Genomic DNA, 24,285 nt, shown 5'->3' on the forward strand with positions numbered 1-24,285 from the left:
GGGATTAACCCAAGCTTTTTACTGTGTTAACTACGTTTTCAACGGTAAAGCCAAAGTGCTTCATTAGCTCACCACCTGGCGCTGACTCACCAAAGGTAGTCATACCCACAGTCGCACCATTAAAGCCAACATACTTGTACCAGAAATCAACATGCGCAGCTTCAATAGCAACACGTTTTGTGACTGATGCTGGTAATACAGACTCTTTATAGGCTGCATCTTGCTTATCGAACACATTGGTTGACGGCATAGATACAACACGTACCTGTTGACCTTGCTCAGTTAATGCAGCTGCTGAATCAAGTGCCAGTTGCACTTCACTACCCGTTGCAATCAAAATCACATCAGGCGTACCGGCACAATCAGATAGTACGTAACCACCTTTGGCTGCATTCGCTAATTGCTCAGCGCTGCGAGACTGTGCTTTCAAGCCTTGGCGGCTGAAGATTAATGATGTTGGCGCTTTGCTGTTTTCAATCGCCGCTTTCCACGCAATCGCTGTTTCAGCAGCATCACATGGGCGCCATACTGTCATGTTTGGCGTCATACGCAAGTTAGCTAATTGCTCTACTGGTTGGTGAGTTGGACCATCTTCACCTTGACCGATTGAGTCATGGGTATAAACGAAGATGTTTTGGATACCCATCAACGCCGACATACGTACAGCATTACGTGCATATTCCATGAACATCATGAACGTAGCGCCGTAGTTGATGAAACCACCGTGTAGCGAGATACCGTTCATGATACCGCTCATACCGAATTCACGTACACCGTGGAAGATGTAGTTACCGGCAGGATCATCTTGAATACCTTTTGAACCTGACCATAAGGTTAAGTTAGAGCCTGCAAGGTCAGCACTACCACCTAATAACTCTGGTAACATTTCACCGAAGAAACCAATGGCATTTTGTGACGCTTTACGGCTCGCAATACCTTCAGCTTTATCTTGGCACTCTTGAATAAATGCATTCGCTTTCGCTTCAAACTCAGCCGGTAATTCGCCCGTTAATACACGACGTTTGTATTCTGCAGCTTCTGCTGGGAATGCAGCTTCATAAGCAGCAAACTTTTCATTCCATGCAGATTCATTGCTTGCACCAGCGTCTTTAGCATCCCAACCTTCATATACGTTTGCAGGGATTTCAAATGCCTCATGGTTCCAACCAAGGAATTCACGTGCTGCAGCGATTTCAGCATCACCAAGTGGTGCGCCGTGACAATCATGGCTACCTGACTTGTTTGGCGAACCAAAACCAATGGTGGTTTTGCAGCAAATCATGGTTGGCTTGTTAGTCACTGACTTTGCTTCTTCAATCGCTTTACGGATAGCGTCGCTATCATGGCCATCTACATCAGCAATGACGTGCCAGCCGTATGATTCAAAACGCTTTGGCGTATCATCGGTAAACCAGCCTTCAACATGGCCGTCGATAGAAATACCGTTGTCATCCCAAAATGCGATTAATTTGCCCAGACCTAAGGTACCCGCTAAAGAACAAGCTTCATGGGAGATACCTTCCATTAAACAACCATCACCTAAGAAACAGTATGTGAAGTGGTCAACAATATCGTGACCTGGCTTGTTGAACTGTGCCGCTAAGGTTTTTTCTGCAATCGCCATACCGACAGCGTTACTGATACCCGCGCCTAAAGGACCTGTTGTGGTTTCAACGCCCGGTGTATAACCGTACTCTGGGTGACCAGGTGTTTTAGAATGCAGTTGACGGAAGTTCTTTAACTCTTCAATTGGCAGTGCATAGCCAGTTAGGTGCAGCAAAGAGTAAATCAGCATAGAACCATGACCGTTAGAAAGAATGAAACGATCGCGGTCAACCCACTCAGGGTTATTTGGGTTGTGCTTTAAGAAATCGTTCCATAGCACTTCTGCAATATCAGCCATTCCCATTGGTGCACCTGGGTGACCTGAATTAGCTTTTTGAACAGCATCCATGGTTAGGGCGCGAATAGCGTTTGCGAGTTCTTTACGAGATGACATGCTCTCTCCTGCTTGAGTTGAGGTTGTGTAACCTTAGACGGTGAAAGCTAACTAAAATTATGCAGCTTTCGCCATAGCAAATTTTGGTGGCATATTTTCGCCTAAATAGGGGGCGCGACGCAAATTTAAATTGGCTATTCGCTGGTTTTTTTCCTAATTATTGTGTTCATGTAAAAGCATTAGCAGCATATTGTATAAAAACACCTACTTTTTCTTGCTCCTCAGTCGCCAGACTTATTGAATAAAAACCACCAGCCTTGTTGAATAAAAATCACACGACAACAGTTCAAATCAAGCTATTTAGCATGTTAATAGCCGTAATCACATGTCAGCCAGTTTTGCTTCACATTAACCAATTCAACTGTTTTATTTAACAAACAAGCTGCGTACACAGTTAGATTAAACAGAATATAATTCAATAAAAACAGATAGATAAAACCTTTCGCATCAGAACATATTTTTCAGGTTTTAAATATTATTTGCACCATTGCACAATTCTTAACTTAAATTCGTATTGGGGGGTGTTATCATTGTTAAATTCAATTAGAATAGACGTCTAGATGTAGATACCTCTACACGTTCAAATGCATAAAGCGAGAATTTCCATTATGGCAAAGCACTTGTTCACCTCTGAGTCAGTTTCAGAAGGTCATCCAGATAAAATCGCCGATCAGATTTCTGATGCGGTGTTAGACGCAATCCTAGAGCAAGATCCTAAAGCTCGTGTTGCGTGTGAAACTTACGTCAAAACTGGCATGGTATTAGTGGGTGGCGAAGTGACCACTTCTGCTTGGGTTGATATTGAAGAAATTACCCGTAAAACGGTACGCGAAATTGGTTACACCCATTCAGATATGGGCTTTGATGCTGATTCTTGTGCAATTTTAAATGCTATTGGTAAACAGTCTCCTGACATTAATCAGGGTGTTGACCGCGCTGACCCTGCTGAGCAAGGCGCTGGCGACCAAGGACTGATGTTTGGTTACGCAAGTAATGAAACTGACGTACTGATGCCTGCTCCTATTACTTATGCGCATCAATTAGTAAAGCGTCAATCTGAAGTTCGTAAAGACGGCACCTTACCTTGGTTACGTCCTGATGCGAAAAGTCAGGTGACCTTTGCCTATGATGAAGGCAAGATTGTCGGTATCGATGCTGTTGTATTATCAACACAACATAAAGAAGAGATTTCTCAATCAGACCTGATTGAAGGTGTGATGGAAACCATCATTAAGCCAGTATTACCATCACAATGGTTAAATAAAGACACTAAGTTCTTTATTAACCCAACTGGCCGTTTTGTTATCGGTGGCCCTGTAGGTGACTGTGGCTTAACTGGCCGTAAGATTATCGTTGATACCTATGGTGGTATGGCGCGTCACGGTGGTGGTGCTTTCTCAGGTAAAGACCCATCAAAAGTAGACCGTAGTGCTGCTTATGCTGCCCGTTATGTGGCTAAAAACATCGTCGCGGCAGGTCTTGCTGACCGCTGTGAAATCCAAGTGTCTTACGCCATTGGCGTTGCCGAGCCAACATCAATCAGTATCGAAACGTTCGGTACCGGTAAAGTATCGGAATCTGTACTGATTAAACTGGTACGTGAGCACTTCGAGCTTCGTCCATACGGATTAACAGCAATGTTAGATTTGGCTCGCCCTATCTATCAACAAACAGCTGCATATGGTCACTTCGGCCGTAATGAATTCCCTTGGGAAGCCACTGATAAAGCTGAGCTACTGAGAGCTGAAGCTGGCCTATAACCCTTTATCGCCTTTTGCTTTAAAGCGTTAATTAAATAAACCGCCTGAGGGCGGTTTTTTATTGGATGCTATTTATACGCACTCAAAAAGGTAATATTGATACTTCACTTTAAAGCACTTCACCTTAAAGCACTTCACCTCAAAGAAATAGTTGCTTAATATTTAACTTAGTTTAGCGTGTGATCAACTAAGTTATAATGCGCTCGTGTTTAATCAGCTCGGCGTTGAATCAGTTCGGATTTTAATCAGCTCGGCTTTTAATCAGCTCGGCTTTTAATAAACTCGCATTTTATAGGAAAAGGCATGGCAATAAGTGCAACCCATCATCAATGCCAATGGCTAGATCTCGGTGATGATTTAACCCAAATGTCACAGCAAACGATAAGGCAGTGGTCGCAGCTGAAACACTTCTATCGTTTGTATATGCCTTACGCTAAACCCAGTATCAAAGAGAGTGTGGCCATCATCGCACACCTCCCGCAACCAAGTTCTCAAACAAGCCCTCAACCCGACACTCAAGTTATCATGTGTGCGATCCGTATTAGAAGTTATGCCAATGCCTTGCTTCTTACAGGCTTACTCACCCATCCACAATACCGCCAGCAAGGGCTTGCGAGTCAATTATTGCAGTTTATCCGGCCTCAATGCCAAGCCATCCCCAGCTTCGTCTTTGCTGAGTCTGATCTCACCAGCTTTTATCTCAACCACGGGTTTGTCGTCATAACGCCAGAAGAAGCCACCGCTGAGATCAGACAGCAGTTTTGTAAATACCAAACAAAGTTGGCTAAGTTAACGCTTTTAAAGCATGGATGAAATGGGTTGAGCTTTTTGAGTTTTGAGCTTTGGATTTTGGTTACTTGATTTTGAATAGTTTGCAAGTGGCTATATAAGTTGATGAGTTTGGGAAACTGTTATTTAGATAGTTCGGATGTATAACACGCTTTTGCCCCATTCCTTGTTAACGTACATACTCAGTGGTGGGTCTTGCTTGCCGCTGGAAACACAGTACTTTTCATCATGGTTGGTGGTTCAGCCAGTGCAAGGACACCTCCACTAATTGAGAGTTAGAGACTACTTGAACGCCAATAGCTCTTCTTTGACTTCATTAATTTAACCTTCTTAATATGCAATAATACGAGTATCACATTGATGGTAATTTACTGGGGTTAAAAATTGGATACTTCTTTCGCGAGCAGTATAACAGCCGATTTATCTAAAGCTTTCTTCTACTGTCCTGAGGATGGGGTTCCATCTATTCAGGTAGGTAAACCCATGACTAGAGACATCATTTTCTGGCTTAAATATAATGATGAAGATGTAAACAGATGTGCTAGCAGACTAATCAAAGAGATTGGTTGCGAAATAGGTGTCAGTAATATCCAGAGTGCAAAGGAGATACTTCTAAATTTCTGCTCGTATGCATTTAATACTATTGATGCAGATTTTTTTTCTTTAACTAGTTTTAATGAGCCAGTAAGTACCATATTTTCGCAACAGCATAGCAATAATCTAAGTATCTTGTTTGTAGACTATATCGATTCACAAAAGGCTCTTAAACCATACATCTACACTATTCGGTATGCTAATACAGACGGGGTACATAGGCTCACCAATAACTTATTTATTTATGGCTCAGGTCAAATTGCAAGCTTACTTGGCGATATGAGAGAGAGAACAGGAATAAACTTCCCTTTAGAAGTGCTGGATGAGCAAGACTTGCGCCGTGAGCCTATCGGAAGGTATAAGCTATTGCCTGATAGTTGTGCGGTTTTGATTTATGCACGTTCAATAAATGAAGCTGTTGAAGAGCTAGATAGGTTATTTGGTGCACTATACGCGACTATCGATGAACCTTTGAGAATCAATCAAGATACAGTAGATTGTAGGATAAATTCTTTTGATTCGACGAACATTACCACTCGCCAAATTAGATCTAATCTACCTTCTGTTTATGAGATAAACCTAAGCGATGAAGTTGTTTGCAATCTACAGAAGATTTTTTCTTCTCCCACTAGGAGAATGTTATCTGCGCTATCTTTTATTGCTCATGGATGGACTCACGATAAACGAGAGAGGTTCCTAAACCAGTTTATTGCGTTAGATGCGCTGTACGGCTTAGATAGAAGTAACAAGGCATCTATAGTTGGTGGGGTTAGTAGAGATGCCAGTGATATCGTAGGTATCGAATCAAAAATAAAAACCATTTACGAATTGAGAAGTAAGTTTGTACATGGTGAAATATCAATATTCTCAAACCATGGTAAATATCCCAAATTTGTCGATGAACACGGTATCGACCCGATTGAATCATTGTTTGAGATCGTACGAGTATGCACTATAAACTATCGAGGGGTGTATAAGGTAAAACAACCTGATACGGTTAACCTTCGAGTACCTAGAGAGTTAGTTAGCGAGCTTGAAAAGAAGATAAGTGAATATTGCGGAACATAGAATATTCGCAAACTAAACGGTACCGTCAACAATAGACGATATGTAAAATTGAATGACTTTTCCATACTTAAATTGATCGATTCTAATTTAGCAAGGTCACTGATTTTTTTATGTCCAAAAAGAAGTTAGCGCATCTCTGAGTATGTGGCCAGTAATCACTCACCACGACACAATGACATTTCACCCTGAATGAAAACAAGATTAACAATGATCAAAATGAGCAGATTCCATACACATGAAGCCCACTTGATTAAGGCTCATAATGGGTATGTTTATCTTGTTAGACTGTTGAATAGCAAAGTCCTCAGGTTGCAGTGAAAATGCACATTGATAATCATTAATATGCCCGCATAAAATCCAGCGTTGCTGCCAATAGACCGCATATTGCGCCACTGAATCATTCTCTAGCATCACCTCATAACACTCATAAGTTTGCTGCATATGGGACAGCACTGCGACAACGACCTTGGCATTGTCAAACGCTGCGAGCTTTAATGACAAATAATTAGCAAACCACTGTTCAAATTGTTCAGTTACATTATCACTGCTCATCAGCATGCCCTCGCTAACAAATAATAATCACGCTGTTGATAGCTGATGTAATCAATCACTTGCATATTGCCTTTGCTAGTATGCGCCGCAAATGAACGTTCATTGTCTTCCGCAATAAAAGCAACCACATACGGCATGCTAGCTTTTACTTGCTGAGTGAGGAACTCCACTAAGCGCTGAAACAGTCCTTGACCTCTAAAACGCTGTTCAATCCAAATAGGACCATATTGACATGAATTGTGCTCAGACAAGGGTTGGCCATGTAATTGGCATTGCTTCAATTGCTGTTTGATGACGCGATACAAGCCTTGTTGCTGGTAAAATGGCCATCTGGCTGCAATGACATAGCCCACAATTGTTTGCTTATCTTCAGCCACAACTACCCATTGCTGCTGAATCAATTGCTGTAACTGGGTTTGATTTAAGCACTGACCTTCAAGCATTGATGACGATTGTCCGAGCTCATCGGCATTAAAACGCTGCTCTAATTGCGCTAACTGTGCCGCATCAGCATTAACGGCGATACGAATTTGAATGGTCATGATGATGCCTTATCATCCGCTGACTGCTTTTTCGCCCACTCAAGAAACAGCGCTATGGGGAAAGGTGACATAAACAATAGTCCAAGGCCAATTAAACTGGCTGTGATAACCATACCTTGCACTTCACTAGCAAACTCACTAAAACCAAGTAATATAACACCGGCTACAGCCATTAACAGGCCCAAGATATGCAACAGTTTGAGTATTTTTATTGTATTGACCATAAACGCATCTCGTCAGGTGTATTTATTAACATTATTTAAGCTAGTAAGTATTACGCTTTCGTCATACAAGCGGTAAAATAGCGAATTACCAGTCTTTCAGGACCATACTTATGATAAAACATCTTGCGCTTGTAAGCGCAGCTTTTTTTGGGTTAACAGCCTGTCAATCGACGCCTGAAAGTACAATAGAAAGCGAGATCTCTGGTCACTGGCACGTAAACAAGGTTGCCAATGTTCAAGTTAAATCATTCAGTCAAGCCAGTATTGAATTTAACGACGGTGTGATCACGGGGAATAATGGCTGCAACAATTTCATGGGCGAGTATCAATTAGAAGATAAACAGCTCACCATCACTACCTCAGGAGCCACCCGTAAAGCCTGTGTTAACGGTTTAGTGCAACAAGAAAAGCGTTTGATGGAAAGCTTACCTAACGTGGTTGAATTTGTACTGAAAAACGATGTATTGAGCTTAAAAGATGCCTCAGGCAAAGTACTAGTTGAGCTATCGGCTAAGCAATAACACTGGCACCACGAGCAACGGTGATATACAACAAGGGCTATGATGATTACATCATAGCCCTTGTTGTTAGCTCTGGTGTATTTAGCTATTCGCTTAATGGGCTAATAGCCTAATCACAATAAATTAGTAAGCAAATATGGTCGGTTAGGCCGTCTTATCAGTTGACGCATTGTATTGCACTTCATCTAACTCGCCTTCACTCTTGGCAATCACAGTGGTAGCAACTAAGTCACCTGACACGTTCACTGCCGTTCGCGCCATATCCAGTACACGATCAATACCAGCAATAATGGCCACACCTTCTAATGGTAAGCCGACAGTGGTTAATACCAAAGTTAGCATTACAAGACCCGCACCAGGCACACCAGCGGTTCCAATTGAGGCCAACGTTGCGGTAAGGATAATCGTAACGTATTCAACCCAAGTTAAGTCGATACCAAATGCTTGAGCGACAAATAAAGCCGTAACCCCTTGGTAAAGCGCAGTACCATCCATATTGATGGTGGTGCCAAGTGGCAATACAAAACTCGATATCTTTTTATTAATACCTAAAGACTCATTTGCACACTTCATGCTGGCAGGCAAAGTACCCGCTGAGCTTGAAGTGGTAAATGCGACTGCCATAGCATTGCGGATCCCTTTGAAAAACTTAATTGGGTTCAGCTTAGCAACTGTGGTGAGTATCAAGCTGTAGAAACCTAAGATATGCAACGCACAACCAATGTATACCGCAATAACGACTTTAATCAGTGGCATTAACATGTCTAAACCATACTCGCCCGCTACCCATGCCATTAAACCAAACACACCATAAGGCGCTAACTTCATAACCATATCAGTCAGTTTAAACATGGCTTCAGCTAAGCTTTCAAAAACAGCAATGGCTGGCTTGCCGCGCTCACCAATCAATACTAGTGAGATACCTAATGCCACGGCGAATACAATGACTTGTAAAATTTTACCACTGGCTAACGCAGCAACAGGGTTAGTGGGAACAATATTGATTAATGTATCCACCACAGACGGCGCTTCTTTTACCGCCTGTGTTGCACCATCATGAACCATATTCAGTCCGACGCCTGGCTGTAATAGCCCACCAACCATTAAGCCTATGGTGATTGCGATTGAGGTTGTAGCTAGGTAAAAAACGAATGACTTAAAACCTATTCGCCCCATTTTACTGGTGTCTTGCATCGATGTGACACCGACAATGAGCGAACAAAAGACTAATGGTACAATCAACATTTGAATGGTATTAACAAACAAAGAGCCTATTGGTTTTAAGCTTGTTGCCTGCTCGCCTAAGGCGGCACCAACCAGAATACCTAAAATCATACCAATTAATATTTGCATCCATAGAGGAACTGCCATCCACCTTGCCCAGATACGGCTGGCGGTGGATTGTGTTTTTTGCGTAGACATGTCTTTATGACCTTTAGTTGTTAATATTGCGCAAACATAGGGGCTAAAATTAGCGGGGCAGGAGTCTAGCAAGAAGTGTAATAGGAAATAATGATCTGTATCATTGCTCAACCAGCTAGCACCATTTATCAAGGAGCCCCTATTAGTGAGAAGGCAACGCCTACCAAACAAGTAACAGTCAGGTTAAATTATTGAATTTTAATTCATAAAAATAGTAACTTTCTTGACTTTTATGCAAAAAATATTCAAAATTGACAGGTTTTTTGAATAACAAACACAAGATGAAAATAACATTATGCCAGCGACAAAAAATCAGGATGAATTAGTCAAAACGTTCAAAGCTATTTTGAAAGAAGAACGTTTTGGTAGCCAAAGTGAGATTGTGAGTGCATTACAATCTGAAGGCTTCGCAAACATCAATCAATCTAAAGTATCACGTATGCTCAGCAAGTTCGGCGCGGTGCGTACCAGAAATGCCAAGCAAGAAATGGTGTATTGTCTTCCAGCGGAATTAGGGGTCCCAACGGCAGGCAGTCCATTAAAAAATCTTGTACTGGATGTCGATCACAATCAAGCCATGATTGTGGTTCGTACTAGCCCAGGTGCAGCACAATTAATTGCTAGATTATTAGACTCAATAGGCAAACCAGAAGGCATTTTAGGCACCATTGCCGGTGATGATACTATCTTTATCTCGCCTTCAAACATCACCACAATTGATGACACGCTTGAGACGGTTAAATCACTGTTCAATTATAGTGAATAACCCCTTTAAACCAAAGCGGCTCATTTCACTCACTGTTTGAGGCTCATAAAAAAAGCAATGCTAAGGCATTGCTTTTTTTATGGTACAACACAGAATGAACGGCTGATTAACCTTGTTCAAACTGCAGTAAAAAATCTAAAGATGGTGCAAAGAACGATGAACCAGTAAGTGCTTTGGTAAAATTCATTAGGTGATCAAAATTACCATGTTCATCACCATGTACCATGCTCTTTAGCATTTCTTCAAAATGCCCCGGTGTACGACACACTGAAATGAACATTAAGCCTTGTTCTTTAACTGAGCCATAAGGCATACTTTGACGTAATATCTCAAGCGACTCACCCGCATCTGACTTCAAATTCACACGCTTAATATGGCTGGTTAGCGGTTTATCCTCACTGGCATATTCCACATTGTCTTCTTTTGTACGACCGACAATGTCTTCTTGCTTGCGCACAGGTAAACGATTCCACTTACTTAAATTATGCGCAAACTTTTGTACGTGCACATAACTGCCCTGTTTAAACGCGTCATCCTCTTCACCGACTAAAGCTACTTCTTGACGATTACGGCCTTTAGGGTTTTCTGTGCCATCAACAAAACCGGTTAAATCACGGCTATCCATAAACCTAAAGCCACGCTCTTCATCAACCAGTTCAACACTGTCTTCAAGCATTTGGTTTACTTCATTGGCAACAAGATGAAGGATATCAAAACGGTCACAACGCAAGTGTACAAATAAGTCAAACTCGATAGCGGGTGCATCACGATTGTCTTGTTGCATTGCAGGAAACGGCGCAAGCTGCGATGGTCGACCTTGCGGGTAGAAGCTATCCCAGAAGTTAGCCCCAATAGCCACAAAGCCGTTAAAGGCACTGTCAGAAAATTGATCCGTCAACTCATAAAGATATTGGGCGACACTGGCCAGTGAAGCACGCAATTGCTGCTCAGCGCCTTCATTGACGTTAAACATCAAATATACGCTATGTAAATTTCCTTCAGCACATATTCCGAGTTGTTCACGAGGCATAACTTGGTTGTCCATGTTGATATTTTCCACCTTTAATTCTTGTCGGCTAAAATGACGAAAACTAAACCTTATTTTCGTATTTCAACTAATTATTTATTAAGTCAAACTTACCTTAGCTCATACTAAAAAGCGCGTAGCCAATTCACAATTGTTAGCATTTGCTATTAAAAAATAATCAAAGGTCCAACTTGAGGCATTATCTGCACCTTGTCGCCTTGCTGTAAATCTAACATTTGACTTTTTACTTCTAATATTTGCTGTTCAACCTGCACCCAATAATGACAGATGGTTCCTAAAAAGCGTCTATCCTGAATCACGCCATTGCCACTTTGGTTTAACTGTAATTCGAATTGTTCTGGACGTAATAATAATGTGCCCGAGTTATCTTTAAATTGTAAGCTTGCACTTGAGGAAAGCTTACCAAAAATAGTATCGACAGTGTGTTCGTCTACCGCTGACACAGTTAAGTAGTTACCAGCACCTAAAAATTCGGCCACATAGCGATCTTTAGGTTGAGAATATAGCTCTTCAGCAATACCGTGCTGAACAATGCCGCCATCTTTAAATAAAGCCAGTTTATCTGCAAATACAAACGCTTCATCTTTACTGTGTGTAACAAAAACGGCACTGATATTGCGCTGTTTTAGAATACTACGAATTTCCAACATCATCTCTGCACGGACCTGAGAATCAATATTAGAAAAAGGTTCGTCTAACAACAAGATTTCAGGCTCATAAGCTAATGCACGGGCAATAGACACCCTTTGTTGTTGTCCGCCAGACAGTTCATGAGGGTAGCGTTCACCTAACCCATCAAGTTTCACCAAGCTTAACATGTCTTCTAATCTGGCTTGGCGTTGCGCTTTTGATAGTCCATTAACGCCAAACAAGACATTCTGGGCCACAGTCATGTGCGGAAATAGCGCATAATCCTGAAAAATCATACCAACGCCACGTTGCTCACTTGGCAAAAAAATACCGTCATCATTAAGCAAGTTGCCATTAATTCTAATCGAGCCATGCGTAATTGGCTGCAGACCAGCGACAGCCCTTAATAAGGTGGTTTTGCCACATCCACTAGGGCCTAACAAGGCAACAATTTCACCCTGCTCTAGCGTTAAATCAAGTTGATTTAAAATAACCTGACTTTCATAGGCACTCGACACATTTTGAATGGATAAAGTAGACATTAGTTTTTCTGCTCCAATGAGCGATTCAAGTAAATCAACGGAATTAATCCGACCAACACAATCACAATTGCTGACAGTGCCCCCTGCTCTAGCTGTTCGTCAGACACGAACTGAAAAACGTAGGTGGCAAGGTTTTCAAAACCAATCGGCCGTAACAGTAATGCTGCAGGGAGCTCTTTCATACTCTCAATGAACACCAACAATGCGCCAGCAAAAATACCTTTACGCAATAAGGGTAAATGTACTCGCCACATTATTTGCCATGGCTTTTGCCCCATGGTTATTCCCGCCATATCCAATGAAGGGGAAATACGCTTGTAGCTATTTTCAATACTACCAATGGAAATCGCAATAAATCGGACACAGAATGCAAAAACCAACGCAAAAACACTGCCTGTTAACAGCAGGCCTGGGCCTCGTTGATCGAAATAGTCATAAACATCATTGATAGCAAAGTCTAAAAAGGTCAACGGCACGAGTACACCGATAGCAAGCACAGTACCTGGGATGGCATATCCTGTGCTACTTACCCTAGATGGCAGTGCATCCATTTTACGTGGGCTGATACGTTTGATAAACATCATGAACAACGAAAGCACTACACAGATAAAACTCACAAGCGCGGCGATATACAAGCTATTAATACTGTATTCAATAAACTGTGCATTCCAAGACTCTTCAAAGTAATCAAATGCATAGCTGCCTAAGATAACAAACGGCAATATAAATGAGAAAAACAGTAATACACTACAGTAGCCTACTGCTAGATAACGCTGGACAGATGAGAGCTGATAACGATCAGATTCACTCAATAATGCCTGTTTTTGATATAGCTCTTGCTTGCGTCTTGCGAAACGTTCAGCACCAATCATCACAAATATCACCAACAACATAATTGTCGATAATTTTGCCGCAGCCGTTAAGCTGCCATAACCGAGCCAAGTATCATAAACAGCCGTTGTTAAGGTAGGCACAGCAAAATAACTTACTGTCGCAAAGTCTGCCACCGTTTCCATTGCCACGAGTGCAACACCCACTGCCAGAGCGGGGCGAGCCATAGGCAGGGCAAGTCGCCAAAAACTTCTCCATGGGCTACAGCCCATCACTCTCGAAGCGTGTAACAAGCTTGAGGATTGCTCCATGAAAGCGGTTCTTGCTAACAGGTAAATATAGGGAAATAGCACCAAGGCTAACATGATAGCAGCGCCGCCGAGGCTTCTCACTTCAGGGAAATAGTAATCATGAGGCGAAGTCCACTCAAACCACTGCCTTAAAGTACGTTGCACAATACCTGCATAATCAAATAGGTCGGTATACACATAAGCCACAATATAGGCAGGCATGGCGAGAGGTAACAGTAGTAACCATTGGAATTGTTTCCGAGCAGGAAATTCACAGCGTGCGATTAACCATGCTGCAGGCACAGCTAAGATTAACGAACCTAAGCACACAAAGAACATCAGTACTACAGTGTTGTATATGTAGGTAGAAAGTACGGTATCGTAAAGATGCGCAAATACTTCTTCATCGGGAACTGCAGCTTGCACTAAAAGTGCAATTAGCGGCAATACTATGATTGCCGCTAACGTATAACCAGCAAGCGACCAGCTTCTGGTTAATCCAAAAATCATACACTTATATCCAGTTAATTTAGCACCCTAACTTCACTGTCAAAGTGATAAATGATTATAAATCGAATCTTACTTCATCAAGCATTTTAATCGCGGCTTGATTATATTCGGCTAATTTATGAATAGGCAAGCTATCTGATTTAAATTCGCCCCATGATGCAACAAGTTCAGACGGTGCAACACTTGGATTGACCGGGTATTCCATATTCACTTCTGCATACGCTTTCTGAGCTTCATCAGAAGTTAAGAACTCCATCAATTTCACTGCATTTTCACGATTTGGAGAGTATTTAGCGAGTGCCATACCCGACACATTAACGTGAGAGCCACGGTTATCTTGGTTAGGGAAGTTTAAGTATACTGCGTCTGCCCAGCTTTTCTGGTTAGGATCAGCCAACATTTTACCGAAGTAGTAACTGTTACCAATGGCTATGTCACATAAACCTTCTTTTACAGCACGAACTTGTGCACGGTCATTACCTTGAGGTTTTCTCGCTAAGTTAGCTTTAAAGCCCTCTAACCAAGTTTTAGCTTCAGCTTCACCATGATGAGCAATCATAGAAGCCACTAGTGCGATGTTATAAGGATGCTTACCACTACGCGTACAAATCTTACCTTTATATTCTTTATTGGCGAGATCTTCATAATTAATGTCTAACTTACCTGTACGTTCTTTTGAAGAGTATACGTTACGCACACGCTGAGTCAGCGCATACCAATCACTTTCTGGGGAACGATATTGTTCAGGGATATTGCTATTAATGACATCACTTTCAACTGGGACAACTAAATCTTTATCAACCAATTCCATTAAACGAGAGAAATCTGAAGTCAGTACCACGTCTGCAGGTGACAATCGACCTTCACGAGCAATACGCTCAGCAATACCATTTTTGGCAAATACAACATTAACTTTAACGCCAGTGTCAGCCGTAAACTTTTCAAGAATGGGGTCAACTAAAAAAGCCTGGCGGTAGGAATAAACCGTCAATGACTCTGCTGCATTCACTAGGCCAGCTGCACTAGCAAGACCAAGAATGGCAATACTTTTCAACAATTTCATGTGTATTTCTCCATCAATACTACTTCGCTTAATAGCAATTGCTCGTTCAATTACTGTAATAGGTTAATAACAAAGTTAATACCAAGGTAACTGATAACGATAACAATTATCAATAGCGTGTAGATTAATGGATTCTATGTGGATGAGCAAGTAATAAACAGCAAGATTGTGAACTAACACTCGAGATTGTGATCTACTGAAACTCGAGTTACCAACTCTAGATATTGTGACCGACTGACACTCGAGCTACTAATACTCGAAATTGTGACCTACTGATACTCGAGCTACCAACTCTAGATAATGTGACCGACTGACACTCGAGTTACTACTACTCGAAATTGTGACCGACTGACACTCGAGCTACTTACACTCAAGCTACTTACCCTCGAGATTGTAGCTTACTGATACTCTAGATTGCTTCTTACCAATATTTTTCAACAGTAATTTGCCCAGGTGTGCGTCGTAGATTCTTAACCAAGCCTTTGTCATGTAACTCATTCTGAGCGCCAGTAATCATGCCAGGGTTACCGCAGATCATCACTTGTGAATCCTCGGCATTGATATCAAGTTTGGCAAACTGCTCAATAGTGCCATTTTTCAAACCATCAGGAATTCGACAACTTAAGCCATCATCGATGGGTTCACGGGTCACACAAGGAATAAAAATAAATTGATCGCCAAACTTCTGCTCAAAAGATTTAATATCATCAAGGTAGGCTAAATCTGAGGATAACCTGACTCCGTAAACCAACACCACTTTACTAAATCGCTGCCAAGGTTCAGCGGTATGTAGCATAGAAATGAACGGCCCCACAGCAGTTCCGGTAGCAAGCAGCCATAGGTGGTCTCCGTGTAATGGCCCGTGTGGTATTTCTTCTAAAGTCATAAAACCTGAAGCTTTGGTCGAAACTTCAATGGTGTCGCCGATATGTAATTGATGAAGGTTAGGTGAAAGTTGACCTTGCTCTACTTCTACAGCAAGGACTTCAATAAAATCATCTCCTGGCGCATTCACAATAGAATAGGCGCGCGCAACACGTTTATCGTTTTGAATTTGACTGAGCTTAATAAACTGACCAGCTAGATAAGGACCAATATCGACTTGGATACGTAACGAAAATAACTTGGCGTTCCAGTTAATTTTTTCAATTACTTTTCCGGTTGTCCACATAGCAGGCTCCTTGATTAATAGTTCAATTAGTAAGCTAACATGGTTATGACGGCTCGTCAGTATTTGCAAAGGCAACACTTAACGATTGCTGTTTAAATTGCGCTAAACCTGATTGAACATGCTGATAAGTTTCTGATACGCCTTGCTCAATATCACCTTCCAACACGCTCAAACCAGAGAGAATGCCCGTTGCCTCGGTGAACCCTTGTTCAATCGCATCAGTGATTTTGACCATAAAGCTATCTACCTGCTCGGTGTAACCAAGCGCTTCATTTTGCTGCTGATGTAAACTCAAAAATTGCGTGGCAAAACCAACAATGCGCTCTGCGGTGGCTAATGGTGAGTAATCAACGGATGAGCTAAGTGTATTTTGAATACTGTTTTCACCTAACTTTGGAGCCAAAGCTTCATTGATCGCTTCAACAGCAGCTTTATAAAGTAGTGCCATGGATGATTCTTCACCCGAAGTGAGACTTACCAGCTCTTGCGCTGCAGCAATACTGCCATGCTGCAGGCGTTTGGCAGCTTGTTTAATTGTCAACACTTCGACCCCATCACCAGAGGCGCTTTTTGATAACACCGACGCCGGTTTGGGCAACTCACTATTAAGTTGAGCTGTATTTGATTGGGTCACTTTCATCACACCCCCTCTTACTCTCACGCTTTTACTTGTTATCGACCATCATTGTGACAAATGAAGTTTTTAAAGATACGACTAGTCGAACTATCACTATTCTTATAGCACAATCCCCATGTAACAGGATGATATTCACTCTAAATTACAAGCAGGTTGGCGATATAGAAGAAAGCCGTCTTTAAATTAGCAGAAACTAAACTATACTTAATTGAGCGCTTGTTTAAAATGGCAAGACATTGGCTTTGCAGAGCGCTTTTCTAGCCATACCTTTGAGTGGTAAGCGAAAATAAATGGCATGTAATACGTTATAAAGCAGTTGCTGATATTCCAAACTAATGTAGAATATTTTGTTGATCTAGATCACATTATGCATATTGAGAGGACACTAGCTTGGCGATTAAATCTGACTATTTTGAAGCAGACATTAAAGTTTTGGGGCTAACTTGCCAAAGTTGCGATCGAATGTCTGAAATTGAAGGTGAAAAAGTATGCTTTGAAAAAGGTAAGATTACACGTTTGAGACCAGATACTCGAGCGAGTGAGCAGATTAAAATAGTGTGTGCCTATTGGCAAAAAAAATAATGGTTTGCTTGGCTCAAATTTAGAGGTGTTAGTTAGTAATCCTAGCTAACGGAAAGGCTACTTAATTAATAACCCATCAGTATCATCTGTTGGTTTAATGACTTCAGTTTGGTTATCTGTTGCAGCTACTTTAGAAAGCGTTAACCCACGAGTTGTAACAATCAATCCTGCACACAATTCATTGTAGACAATACGAATATCGTCCGCTGACATATCCTTAGATTCGAGCATTGCCTTAATTGCAAACCAGTCGGTTTTAGCTTCATGCTGAGTGCCTTCCAATGCGGCTGTTAAAGCAATATTTTGCACTATATACCTCCAACGAATAATAGGTTAGCTTGAACCCAAACTAGGTTAATTCCCAACAACTAAATTAATTATACCCAAAGTAAACCAATAAGCGAAATGAGATGTTAAATAGTTGGGTGAGTATCACTTATTTCGCTATCATATTGAATATTTTCAAAAATACCAACGCTAATTTAAGTTTCTTTTAATGCTTTCCCACCCAAACTCAGATAGGCCAACTAAAGGTTAACTTTCATCTGAATGAAGTTCTTGCCGCTTTTGCTCATTTTGAATACGCCACAGCTTAGCGTATAGGCCTTGTTGATTCAGTAACTCTCCATGGGTGCCTTTCTCAACAATTTCTCCCTTGTTTAACACCACAATCGTATCAGCATCAATGATTGTCGATAAGCGATGTGCCACTACCAGACTGGTGTGACCGCGAGCTGCATCAGCCAGTGCTGATAAAATAGCTTGTTCTGATCGGCTGTCCAATGATGACGTTGCTTCATCAAAAACCAAAATGGGTGCTCCTTTAAGCACGGCTCGAGCTATCGACACCCTTTGTTTTTCACCACCGGACAGTTTCAGTCCGCGTTCCCCAACTTTGGTTTGCCATTGATTTGGTAGAGATTCAATGAAGTCCATTAGATGTGCTACTTTCGCCGCTTGCTCAACTTGCTCAGTAGTGGCTTGTGGACAACCATAGCGAATATTTTCATAAATTGAGTTGTTAAATAGCACAGTGTCTTGTGGCACTATCGCAATTGATCTTCTCAATGAATCCAAACTAAATGAGTTGATATCTTTACCATCAATAGTAATACGGCCAGCATCAGCATCGTAAAAGCGAAATAGCAGTTTAATAATGGTTGATTTACCTGCCCCACTCCCCCCCACAACAGCGACCTTTTTACCCGCTTCAATATCAAAGGTTACCTGCTTTAGAATTGGCCTGTCGTCATATTGAAAACTCACTTTCTCGAATGCGATACTCCCCCTTGATACCTCTTTGTCACTTGCTTGCGGTTGATTCACCACCTTAGGGTGTTTATCTAAAATATTAAACATGCGTTCAATGTTGGCCAATGCGCCGCGAATTTCTCGGTAAACGAAACCTAAAAAATTTAACGGCATAAACAACTGCATCATAAAGGCGTTAATCAATACAAAGTCACCAATGGTCATAGTTTGGGCGGCAACTTCATACATGGCCATTGCCATCATCCAAGTCATAGCAACAGCAATAATAAGTGCTTGACCACTGTTTAACACTAATAGTGACAAACGGTTGTTTCGTTTAGCTTGCTCCCATTGCGACAAGGCTTGATCGTATCTATCAGCTTCAAACTGTTCGTTATTGAAATATTTCACCGTCTCATAATTCAAAAGACTGTCAACGCTGCGAGTATTAGCAAGAGAGTCTGCAGTCGCTGCTTCTCTCACATATTTAGTGCGCCATTCAGTGGCTACAACGGAAAAACCAATGTAGGCAACCACTGCAAGGCTGGTTACACCCGCATACATCCAGCCGTATTGATAAAGAAAGATCACCACAACAAAGGCAATTTCAAGCAAAGTCGGCACAATATTAAACACCATAAATCGCATTAAAAAGCTGACACCACTAGTACCACGCTCAATATCTCGTGATAACCCACCGGTTCTACGATCGAGGTGGTAATCTAGGTCTAGTCGATGCAAGTGTTCAAAAACAGCCAATCCCAAGCGTCGCATTGCACGCTCAGTCACACGACCGAATAAGGTATCTCTTATCTCACCAATAATGACATTCAAGAAGCGGACTGCGCCATAGGCAATGACTAGACCGAGGGGAACAGCTATAAGCTGGAGTTTGGCTCCATCTAATGAATCGACAATGTCTTTGAGAATAAATGGCAAACCCACACTGGCTATTTTAGCAATGATTAAACATAACATTGCTAGCGTAACTCTAGCCTTAAACTCAATCAGGTATGGCCATAACAGGCTTAACACTTTCCAATTGAGTTTACCTACAGGGCCATCAAAATACGCCGATGGTCTCATCTATTCTCCTTGAGGCACATATCATCAAACTAAAATTACCATTGTTTTAGTATTAATACGCCAAAACCATTATAAAACACTTAGTTAACATATCACTGTGTTTATATCGCAATTTTTCGACACGATATACGTTAAATAGTATTAGTTAATACGACTTTAGACTTACAAAATACCTGAGTGTATAATACTAAATAATTATTTATGGTAAATTTTTGATACAAGTGCTGGTTTTATACTGAAATAGAGTTATTTCTATATAAAGAATTTGATACTCTGCAACCGTATTAACCTGACGATAGAAATTTCATCGTCAACACTTCATTTTCTTAGGAAGCTTTATGTTGGACACGACAAAGGTGCAGTACCCACCAAAACAATTAATTCAAACATGGGTATGGATGATGATTGAGTCTGGTAACCCTGAGTTACAAGACAAAGGTCGCAATAATTTAATCTCCGCGTTTGGTAGTTTGGCTAAAGCAAACGAATACTTGGCGCAACAATCATAAAAAAGGCGCTCATCGCGCCTTTTTTCGTTTACAACGTCATTTCAACCTTCGTTTTTTTAGCGACAGTACTGCCAAGTACTAACCTATAAAAACCAAAGCTATGTAGAGTACTTTGCGCTTTATAGGCTTTTTCGCTTCGCTACAGCTCCATTCAAGGTTGCTAATAGCTTTTCAGTTTCCTGCCAACCAATACATGCATCAGTAATGCTTTGCCCATAACATAGCTCTTTACCGTGTACTAAATCTTGGCGACCTTCTACCAAATGGCTTTCAACCATTACACCAAAAATCGCTGTATTACCCGACGAAATTTGCGCAGCGACATCTTCAGCAACTTGCATTTGTTTACGATAGTCTTTGTTGCTATTGGCATGACTGAAGTCAATCATAATATTGTTAGGTAATTCAGCTTTGCTGAGTTGTTCGGTAATTTCACTCACATCTTCGGCACTATAGTTTGGCTGTTTACCACCACGCAAAATGATATGACAATCGCCATTACCTTTGGTAGAGACAATGGCCGAGTGGCCAAACTTGGTTACTGAAAGAAAGTGGTGTGGTGCACTTGCTGCGCCAATGGCATCTATTGCCACTTTAATCGTACCATCAGTACCATTTTTAAACCCTACTGGGCATGATAAACCAGAAGCGAGTTCTCTATGTACTTGTGATTCAGTTGTACGTGCACCAATCGCTCCCCAGCACATCATGTCGGCTAGATACTGAGGAGTAATCATATCTAAAAACTCGCCAGCAGTCGGCATACCTGATTCATTCAAGTCCACCAGCAGTTTACGCGCCGTTCGCAGGCCATCGTTAAGCTTAAAACTATTATCCATATATGGATCATTGATAAGCCCTTTCCAACCGACTGTTGTTCTTGGCTTTTCAAAATAAACTCGCATAACAATTTCTAAATTATCTTGGTATTGCTCTCTAAGCTCTCTCAATCGCTTGCCATACTCTAATGCAGCTTCAGTTTCATGAATTGAGCAAGGGCCAATAACGACCAACAAGCGGTCATCTTTTTTGTTGAGAATGCGATGAATACTGTCTCGGGTCTTAAAAACGGTTTCAGACGCGTTTTCTGAAGCTGGAAATCGCTCCAAAATAGCCACAGGAGGTAGTAACTCTTTAATTTCATCAATTCTTACATCATCATTTTGGTAATACATCTCACTACTCCATCACTACGAAACCATCTATTAAATCGTATTTTATGCAAGCCATACTGAATCAACTCATTACTATTCTGAAACCAGTATAAAATTCACCTACACACATAGATTAATGCAAAGTTTGCATTAGCAACTTCCCTATCTTCTATGAATTTGAGGGCTTTATGGCAAAACATAAGGTATCAATTTAACCATTAAAGAAGACTGTTGCAATCAAATATTATTCAAAAACAAAATCAACAAGTAACTAACTGAATAAAAATGACTTTAGTTAAAATAAAATATATTTTTCTCTATTAAAATATACTTTAACGCTATTTCATTCGAAACAGTTATACTTACATTATTCATTCATTCTTTTGGATTTTGCTCCATGTATACAGTTTCGTTGTCTAGCAAGATATCAACTAGCATACTATTTTTTATGCTAGTTGCTTCTGTGCAGGCTTCGAACTATATATTGGATGAACCCTTGCCTACAGAAACCAAGGCCATTGATTCAATTAGCTTTACCACAAGTAATAGTATTGAGCCTTTCTTCTTTGCCGATAAAAATAGCGGCATTCAATATGATTTATTACTCTCCGCTTTATCATTAAAGCAAATTGATTTACAACACATTATTTTCGCACCGAACCTGCGGGCGCTGAGACTGGTTAAAAACAAAAAAGTTGATTGTATTATCAATGCGCCAGCTAATTCAAAAGGCTTGCACCTGACCCAAAGCTTAATTTCTTACCAAAACAGTGTATTTCATTTGGCAAGTCGCCAACTTCAAATCGGTACTATTGAAGATCTTAAAGGGTACTCTTTATTGGGATTTCAAAACGCAAAAAAGTTTTTAGGTAGTGAATTCGAAAACATGGTCAGTCAGCATCCGAACTATGATGAATTGAGCAATCAGAAAAGTCAGGTCGTTATGCTATTTAATGGTCATGTAGATGCAATAGTGATGGAGGAAAAGATTTTCAAATATTACCGTGAACAGCTGGTAAACCTAATCGACACAAAACAAGTCGTAGAACAGAACAACTTATTTGCCCCAGCCCCTCGATATATTGCCTGCCATGATAAGCAAGTTGCACAATTAGTCGATGAAGCTATTACCTTATTAAAGCCTCTTGAACGATATCAACATATCCAACAAGCTAATTATGCAACGGCTAACGACAAAGAAATTGAGTAGTTCAAACAAACCAGCCTACCGCACTGCGACACATTCAACCGATTTATAAGAACACCCTAGGCACAAATTAGTATGACTTCATGGCATTGAGTTTAGTTTGATATCTAAGTTTAGATTCGTCATCACGCGTCAAATCCAACGCTTTAACCATGTTTTTCTTCGCTAAACGCTCCTCACCCGTTGCCCAGTATGCTCGTGATAAGCCAAAATAAAATTCATGTCGATAATCGGCTTTCTCTACCGCCCGTTTGTACCAAACTAAAGCCTCTTGATATTGCTGTTCAAAATATGCCTGTTGTGCCATATCGTAGTAGTAAAATGGGTTATTAATTCGCGCAAGTTCAAGCACTTTATGTACTTCAGCCCATTCTTTTAAACGCCCTTGCTCACCAAGGATTAATGCTAAATTAAATAGCGTTGATAAATCATCTGGTGATTGATTTAATGCTTGACGATAAACCAACTCAGCTTGCTCTGGCATATTATTGTGACGATAGATCACCGCTAATGTATTAATACCGGGCGTATAACTAGGATCGATTAAAATGCCTTGTTTAACTAAAGCATAAGCTTGGTGGTAATCCCCCACCACTAATGATTCAGCAGCAACATTGTTGTAGTACATAGCCAACAGAGTTTGACGACTAACGACTTTTTGCTTGAATGCACGCATAGCCCGTTCAGGTAGAAAATCGACTACGATTTCATTACTGGAAAACAGCACTGTGTTCATTTCATTACGGGGCATCATTTTAACATTCACATGCCCGTTAACGAGGTAGAACCCACCTCGCTTATCCCATACGGGCTCAACTTCAATGTCCTGGAATTTAACAGGAATACCAAATTCATCAGCTAATGCTGCTGACAAAACTACAAGTGACATACAGTTGCCTTGTCGTGATTGCTCGGTGATATATGCTGGACGAGTTAAATGGTCACGATATTCAAATCCGCCATCTTGGGCCCCTACATAATTTGCTAACCATTTATTAGCTGAAAAACCATTCTTATGACTACGTAGAGCGGCTTGATAGTCGCGTTGCACCACTTTTTTAAAGTCAGCACTCAGCTTAAACACATCTTCTGGAGGGATGATTTGTTGCGGTTCAAAGGCAGAGTCAATAAACAGTTTTTGCAGATCGACTTCAACAGTTGACTTATTATCTGTCGAACTACACCCAGTTAGTGCAATTAGCGATAAAAATAATAACAAAAAAGCAGAAGGTAAACGCAGGTAAAATTGCAGACCTTGTTTAAAGTAATCGATTGTAATGCACTGAGAATATTGAAAATCGTAGCTGAACATACCACGCCCTCATTGTGAAAGCCTGATTTAAGCTTAGTATCCCCACCTTAAATCGCAATAATAGCGTCATGCAGGAAATGTACACTGATATGTTTTGCGCTATTTCTTGTACTCGTTATTTTTCGACTAACTAATTGTTAGATCGAGATGATATGGCGCGATTTGAGCTGATTGGTTTAGATTCAGGTAAAGTCTGTGGCTGACTCTTAGGCTCGCTAGATTCAA

At 41.0% G+C, this 24,285-nt stretch carries 23 protein-coding genes; 8 read left to right on the top strand and 15 right to left on the bottom strand.

All coding sequences use genetic code 11. The features are described 5' to 3' along the window. Positions 1–4 precede the first annotated feature (4 nt). Positions 5–1,999: a transketolase gene (gene tkt, locus ACHUGF_RS11150; RefSeq protein WP_394131199.1), complete on the bottom strand. Its 1,995-nt coding sequence runs from the start codon at positions 1,997–1,999 to the stop codon at positions 5–7. 608 nt (positions 2,000–2,607) lie between these two features. Between tkt and metK the strand changes: the two genes are divergently transcribed. The 3 genes from metK to ACHUGF_RS11165 all read left to right on the top strand — a co-directional run bounded on the left by metK (position 2,608) and on the right by ACHUGF_RS11165 (position 6,210). Continuing rightward, positions 2,608–3,759, top strand: a complete 1,152-nt coding sequence (gene metK / locus ACHUGF_RS11155) for a methionine adenosyltransferase (protein ID WP_394131200.1) — start codon at positions 2,608–2,610, stop codon at positions 3,757–3,759. Between the two features lie 303 nt (positions 3,760–4,062). Beyond that, positions 4,063–4,572, top strand: a complete 510-nt coding sequence (locus ACHUGF_RS11160) for a GNAT family N-acetyltransferase (protein ID WP_394131202.1) — start codon at positions 4,063–4,065, stop codon at positions 4,570–4,572. A gap of 459 nt (positions 4,573–5,031) precedes the next feature. Next, positions 5,032–6,210 carry a hypothetical protein gene (locus tag ACHUGF_RS11165; protein ID WP_394131203.1) on the top strand — a complete coding sequence of 393 codons (1,179 nt, stop codon included), beginning with the start codon at positions 5,032–5,034 and terminating at the stop codon, positions 6,208–6,210. Between the two features lie 201 nt (positions 6,211–6,411). On the opposite strand, the gene ACHUGF_RS11170 is transcribed toward ACHUGF_RS11165, so the two are convergent. Genes ACHUGF_RS11170 through ACHUGF_RS11180 form a run of 3 tightly spaced genes read right to left on the bottom strand, consistent with a single transcriptional unit; the run spans position 6,412 to position 7,477 of the window. Further along, entirely contained in the window at positions 6,412–6,762 is a 351-nt protein-coding gene (locus ACHUGF_RS11170) for a hypothetical protein (protein ID WP_394131205.1), read from the bottom strand. Further along, positions 6,762–7,304 (bottom strand): GNAT family N-acetyltransferase, encoded by a 543-nt coding sequence (locus tag ACHUGF_RS11175; RefSeq protein ID WP_394131206.1) that lies wholly within the window; start codon positions 7,302–7,304, stop codon positions 6,762–6,764. Before ACHUGF_RS11175 ends, ACHUGF_RS11170 begins: the two co-directional genes overlap by 1 nt. Beyond that, entirely contained in the window at positions 7,301–7,477 is a 177-nt protein-coding gene (locus ACHUGF_RS11180) for a hypothetical protein (protein ID WP_394131208.1), read from the bottom strand. The genes ACHUGF_RS11175 and ACHUGF_RS11180 overlap by 4 nt, the downstream gene beginning before the upstream one ends. A 161-nt stretch (positions 7,478–7,638) precedes the next feature. On the opposite strand from ACHUGF_RS11180, the gene ACHUGF_RS11185 reads away from it, so the two are divergent. Then, positions 7,639–8,049 (top strand): META domain-containing protein, encoded by a 411-nt coding sequence (locus tag ACHUGF_RS11185; protein ID WP_394131209.1) that lies wholly within the window; start codon positions 7,639–7,641, stop codon positions 8,047–8,049. Positions 8,050–8,193: 144 nt separating this feature from the next. Here the strand turns inward: ACHUGF_RS11185 and ACHUGF_RS11190 are convergent, their stop codons facing one another. After that, a complete protein-coding gene (locus tag ACHUGF_RS11190) occupies positions 8,194–9,471 on the bottom strand; it encodes a dicarboxylate/amino acid:cation symporter (protein ID WP_394131210.1) in 1,278 nt (425 codons plus the stop codon). Between the two features lie 295 nt (positions 9,472–9,766). Here ACHUGF_RS11190 and argR point away from each other — a divergent pair, with 295 nt between their 5' ends. Further along, the gene (argR, locus tag ACHUGF_RS11195; protein WP_394131211.1) at positions 9,767–10,237 is read left to right on the top strand and encodes a transcriptional regulator ArgR; all 471 of its coding nucleotides are present in this window, start codon (positions 9,767–9,769) and stop codon (positions 10,235–10,237) included. A 106-nt stretch (positions 10,238–10,343) separates the two neighbouring features. On the opposite strand, the gene ACHUGF_RS11200 is transcribed toward argR, so the two are convergent. The 6 genes from ACHUGF_RS11200 to ACHUGF_RS11225 form a co-directional block, all read right to left on the bottom strand. Next, complete coding sequence (locus tag ACHUGF_RS11200) at positions 10,344–11,282, bottom strand: Dyp-type peroxidase (protein ID WP_394131212.1); 939 nt, start codon at positions 11,280–11,282, stop codon at positions 10,344–10,346. A 149-nt stretch (positions 11,283–11,431) separates the two neighbouring features. After that, the gene (locus ACHUGF_RS11205) at positions 11,432–12,457 is read right to left on the bottom strand and encodes an ABC transporter ATP-binding protein (protein WP_394131213.1); all 1,026 of its coding nucleotides are present in this window, start codon (positions 12,455–12,457) and stop codon (positions 11,432–11,434) included. Continuing rightward, positions 12,457–14,088 (bottom strand): ABC transporter permease, encoded by a 1,632-nt coding sequence (locus ACHUGF_RS11210; protein WP_394131215.1) that lies wholly within the window; start codon positions 14,086–14,088, stop codon positions 12,457–12,459. Before ACHUGF_RS11210 ends, ACHUGF_RS11205 begins: the two co-directional genes overlap by 1 nt. A 55-nt stretch (positions 14,089–14,143) precedes the next feature. Then, positions 14,144–15,151, bottom strand: coding sequence for a Fe(3+) ABC transporter substrate-binding protein (locus ACHUGF_RS11215; protein ID WP_394131217.1), 1,008 nt, complete (start codon positions 15,149–15,151; stop codon positions 14,144–14,146). 421 nt (positions 15,152–15,572) lie between these two features. Then, positions 15,573–16,322, bottom strand: coding sequence for a ferredoxin--NADP reductase (locus ACHUGF_RS11220; RefSeq protein ID WP_394131219.1), 750 nt, complete (start codon positions 16,320–16,322; stop codon positions 15,573–15,575). A 43-nt stretch (positions 16,323–16,365) separates the two neighbouring features. Continuing rightward, the gene (locus ACHUGF_RS11225; RefSeq protein ID WP_394131220.1) at positions 16,366–16,962 is read right to left on the bottom strand and encodes a DUF5610 domain-containing protein; all 597 of its coding nucleotides are present in this window, start codon (positions 16,960–16,962) and stop codon (positions 16,366–16,368) included. Between the two features lie 387 nt (positions 16,963–17,349). Between ACHUGF_RS11225 and ACHUGF_RS11230 the strand changes: the two genes are divergently transcribed. Further along, positions 17,350–17,541 (top strand): hypothetical protein, encoded by a 192-nt coding sequence (locus ACHUGF_RS11230; RefSeq protein ID WP_394131221.1) that lies wholly within the window; start codon positions 17,350–17,352, stop codon positions 17,539–17,541. A 57-nt stretch (positions 17,542–17,598) separates the two neighbouring features. Here ACHUGF_RS11230 and ACHUGF_RS11235 read toward each other — a convergent pair whose 3' ends face one another. Further along, positions 17,599–17,850, bottom strand: a complete 252-nt coding sequence (locus ACHUGF_RS11235) for a hypothetical protein (protein ID WP_394131222.1) — start codon at positions 17,848–17,850, stop codon at positions 17,599–17,601. 225 nt (positions 17,851–18,075) lie between these two features. Then, positions 18,076–19,878, bottom strand: coding sequence for an ABCB family ABC transporter ATP-binding protein/permease (locus tag ACHUGF_RS11240; RefSeq protein WP_394131224.1), 1,803 nt, complete (start codon positions 19,876–19,878; stop codon positions 18,076–18,078). Between the two features lie 338 nt (positions 19,879–20,216). Between ACHUGF_RS11240 and ACHUGF_RS11245 the strand changes: the two genes are divergently transcribed. Next, a complete protein-coding gene (locus ACHUGF_RS11245; protein WP_394131225.1) occupies positions 20,217–20,387 on the top strand; it encodes a hypothetical protein in 171 nt (56 codons plus the stop codon). A 119-nt stretch (positions 20,388–20,506) separates the two neighbouring features. On the opposite strand, the gene aroG is transcribed toward ACHUGF_RS11245, so the two are convergent. Next, positions 20,507–21,562, bottom strand: coding sequence for a 3-deoxy-7-phosphoheptulonate synthase AroG (gene aroG / locus ACHUGF_RS11250; RefSeq protein WP_394131227.1), 1,056 nt, complete (start codon positions 21,560–21,562; stop codon positions 20,507–20,509). Positions 21,563–22,037: 475 nt separating this feature from the next. Between aroG and ACHUGF_RS11255 the strand changes: the two genes are divergently transcribed. Then, positions 22,038–22,751, top strand: coding sequence for a substrate-binding periplasmic protein (locus ACHUGF_RS11255; protein WP_394131229.1), 714 nt, complete (start codon positions 22,038–22,040; stop codon positions 22,749–22,751). Positions 22,752–22,818: 67 nt separating this feature from the next. On the opposite strand, the gene ACHUGF_RS11260 is transcribed toward ACHUGF_RS11255, so the two are convergent. Beyond that, positions 22,819–24,060: a tetratricopeptide repeat protein gene (locus ACHUGF_RS11260; protein WP_394131231.1), complete on the bottom strand. Its 1,242-nt coding sequence runs from the start codon at positions 24,058–24,060 to the stop codon at positions 22,819–22,821. Positions 24,061–24,285 lie beyond the last annotated feature (225 nt).

The sequence above is a fragment of the Shewanella maritima genome, assembly GCF_043643735.1.
Taxonomy (GTDB): domain Bacteria; phylum Pseudomonadota; class Gammaproteobacteria; order Enterobacterales; family Shewanellaceae; genus Shewanella; species Shewanella maritima_A.

Bases quoted from the DNA above. Each gene is read 5' to 3' on its own strand.
- tkt (WP_394131199.1), bottom strand. From the start codon at position 1,999: ATGTCATCTCGTAAAGAACTCGCAAACGCTATTCGCGCCCTAACCATG.
- metK (WP_394131200.1), top strand. From the start codon at position 2,608: ATGGCAAAGCACTTGTTCACCTCTGAGTCAGTTTCAGAAGGTCATCCA.
- ACHUGF_RS11160 (WP_394131202.1), top strand. From the start codon at position 4,063: ATGGCAATAAGTGCAACCCATCATCAATGCCAATGGCTAGATCTCGGT.
- ACHUGF_RS11165 (WP_394131203.1), top strand. From the start codon at position 5,032: ATGACTAGAGACATCATTTTCTGGCTTAAATATAATGATGAAGATGTA.
- ACHUGF_RS11170 (WP_394131205.1), bottom strand. From the start codon at position 6,762: ATGAGCAGTGATAATGTAACTGAACAATTTGAACAGTGGTTTGCTAAT.
- ACHUGF_RS11175 (WP_394131206.1), bottom strand. From the start codon at position 7,304: ATGACCATTCAAATTCGTATCGCCGTTAATGCTGATGCGGCACAGTTA.
- ACHUGF_RS11180 (WP_394131208.1), bottom strand. From the start codon at position 7,477: ATGGCTGTAGCCGGTGTTATATTACTTGGTTTTAGTGAGTTTGCTAGT.
- ACHUGF_RS11185 (WP_394131209.1), top strand. From the start codon at position 7,639: ATGATAAAACATCTTGCGCTTGTAAGCGCAGCTTTTTTTGGGTTAACA.
- ACHUGF_RS11190 (WP_394131210.1), bottom strand. From the start codon at position 9,471: ATGTCTACGCAAAAAACACAATCCACCGCCAGCCGTATCTGGGCAAGG.
- argR (WP_394131211.1), top strand. From the start codon at position 9,767: ATGCCAGCGACAAAAAATCAGGATGAATTAGTCAAAACGTTCAAAGCT.
- ACHUGF_RS11200 (WP_394131212.1), bottom strand. From the start codon at position 11,282: ATGGACAACCAAGTTATGCCTCGTGAACAACTCGGAATATGTGCTGAA.
- ACHUGF_RS11205 (WP_394131213.1), bottom strand. From the start codon at position 12,457: ATGTCTACTTTATCCATTCAAAATGTGTCGAGTGCCTATGAAAGTCAG.
- ACHUGF_RS11210 (WP_394131215.1), bottom strand. From the start codon at position 14,088: ATGATTTTTGGATTAACCAGAAGCTGGTCGCTTGCTGGTTATACGTTA.
- ACHUGF_RS11215 (WP_394131217.1), bottom strand. From the start codon at position 15,151: ATGAAATTGTTGAAAAGTATTGCCATTCTTGGTCTTGCTAGTGCAGCT.
- ACHUGF_RS11220 (WP_394131219.1), bottom strand. From the start codon at position 16,322: ATGTGGACAACCGGAAAAGTAATTGAAAAAATTAACTGGAACGCCAAG.
- ACHUGF_RS11225 (WP_394131220.1), bottom strand. From the start codon at position 16,962: ATGAAAGTGACCCAATCAAATACAGCTCAACTTAATAGTGAGTTGCCC.
- ACHUGF_RS11240 (WP_394131224.1), bottom strand. From the start codon at position 19,878: ATGAGACCATCGGCGTATTTTGATGGCCCTGTAGGTAAACTCAATTGG.
- ACHUGF_RS11245 (WP_394131225.1), top strand. From the start codon at position 20,217: ATGTTGGACACGACAAAGGTGCAGTACCCACCAAAACAATTAATTCAA.
- aroG (WP_394131227.1), bottom strand. From the start codon at position 21,562: ATGTATTACCAAAATGATGATGTAAGAATTGATGAAATTAAAGAGTTA.
- ACHUGF_RS11260 (WP_394131231.1), bottom strand. From the start codon at position 24,060: ATGTTCAGCTACGATTTTCAATATTCTCAGTGCATTACAATCGATTAC.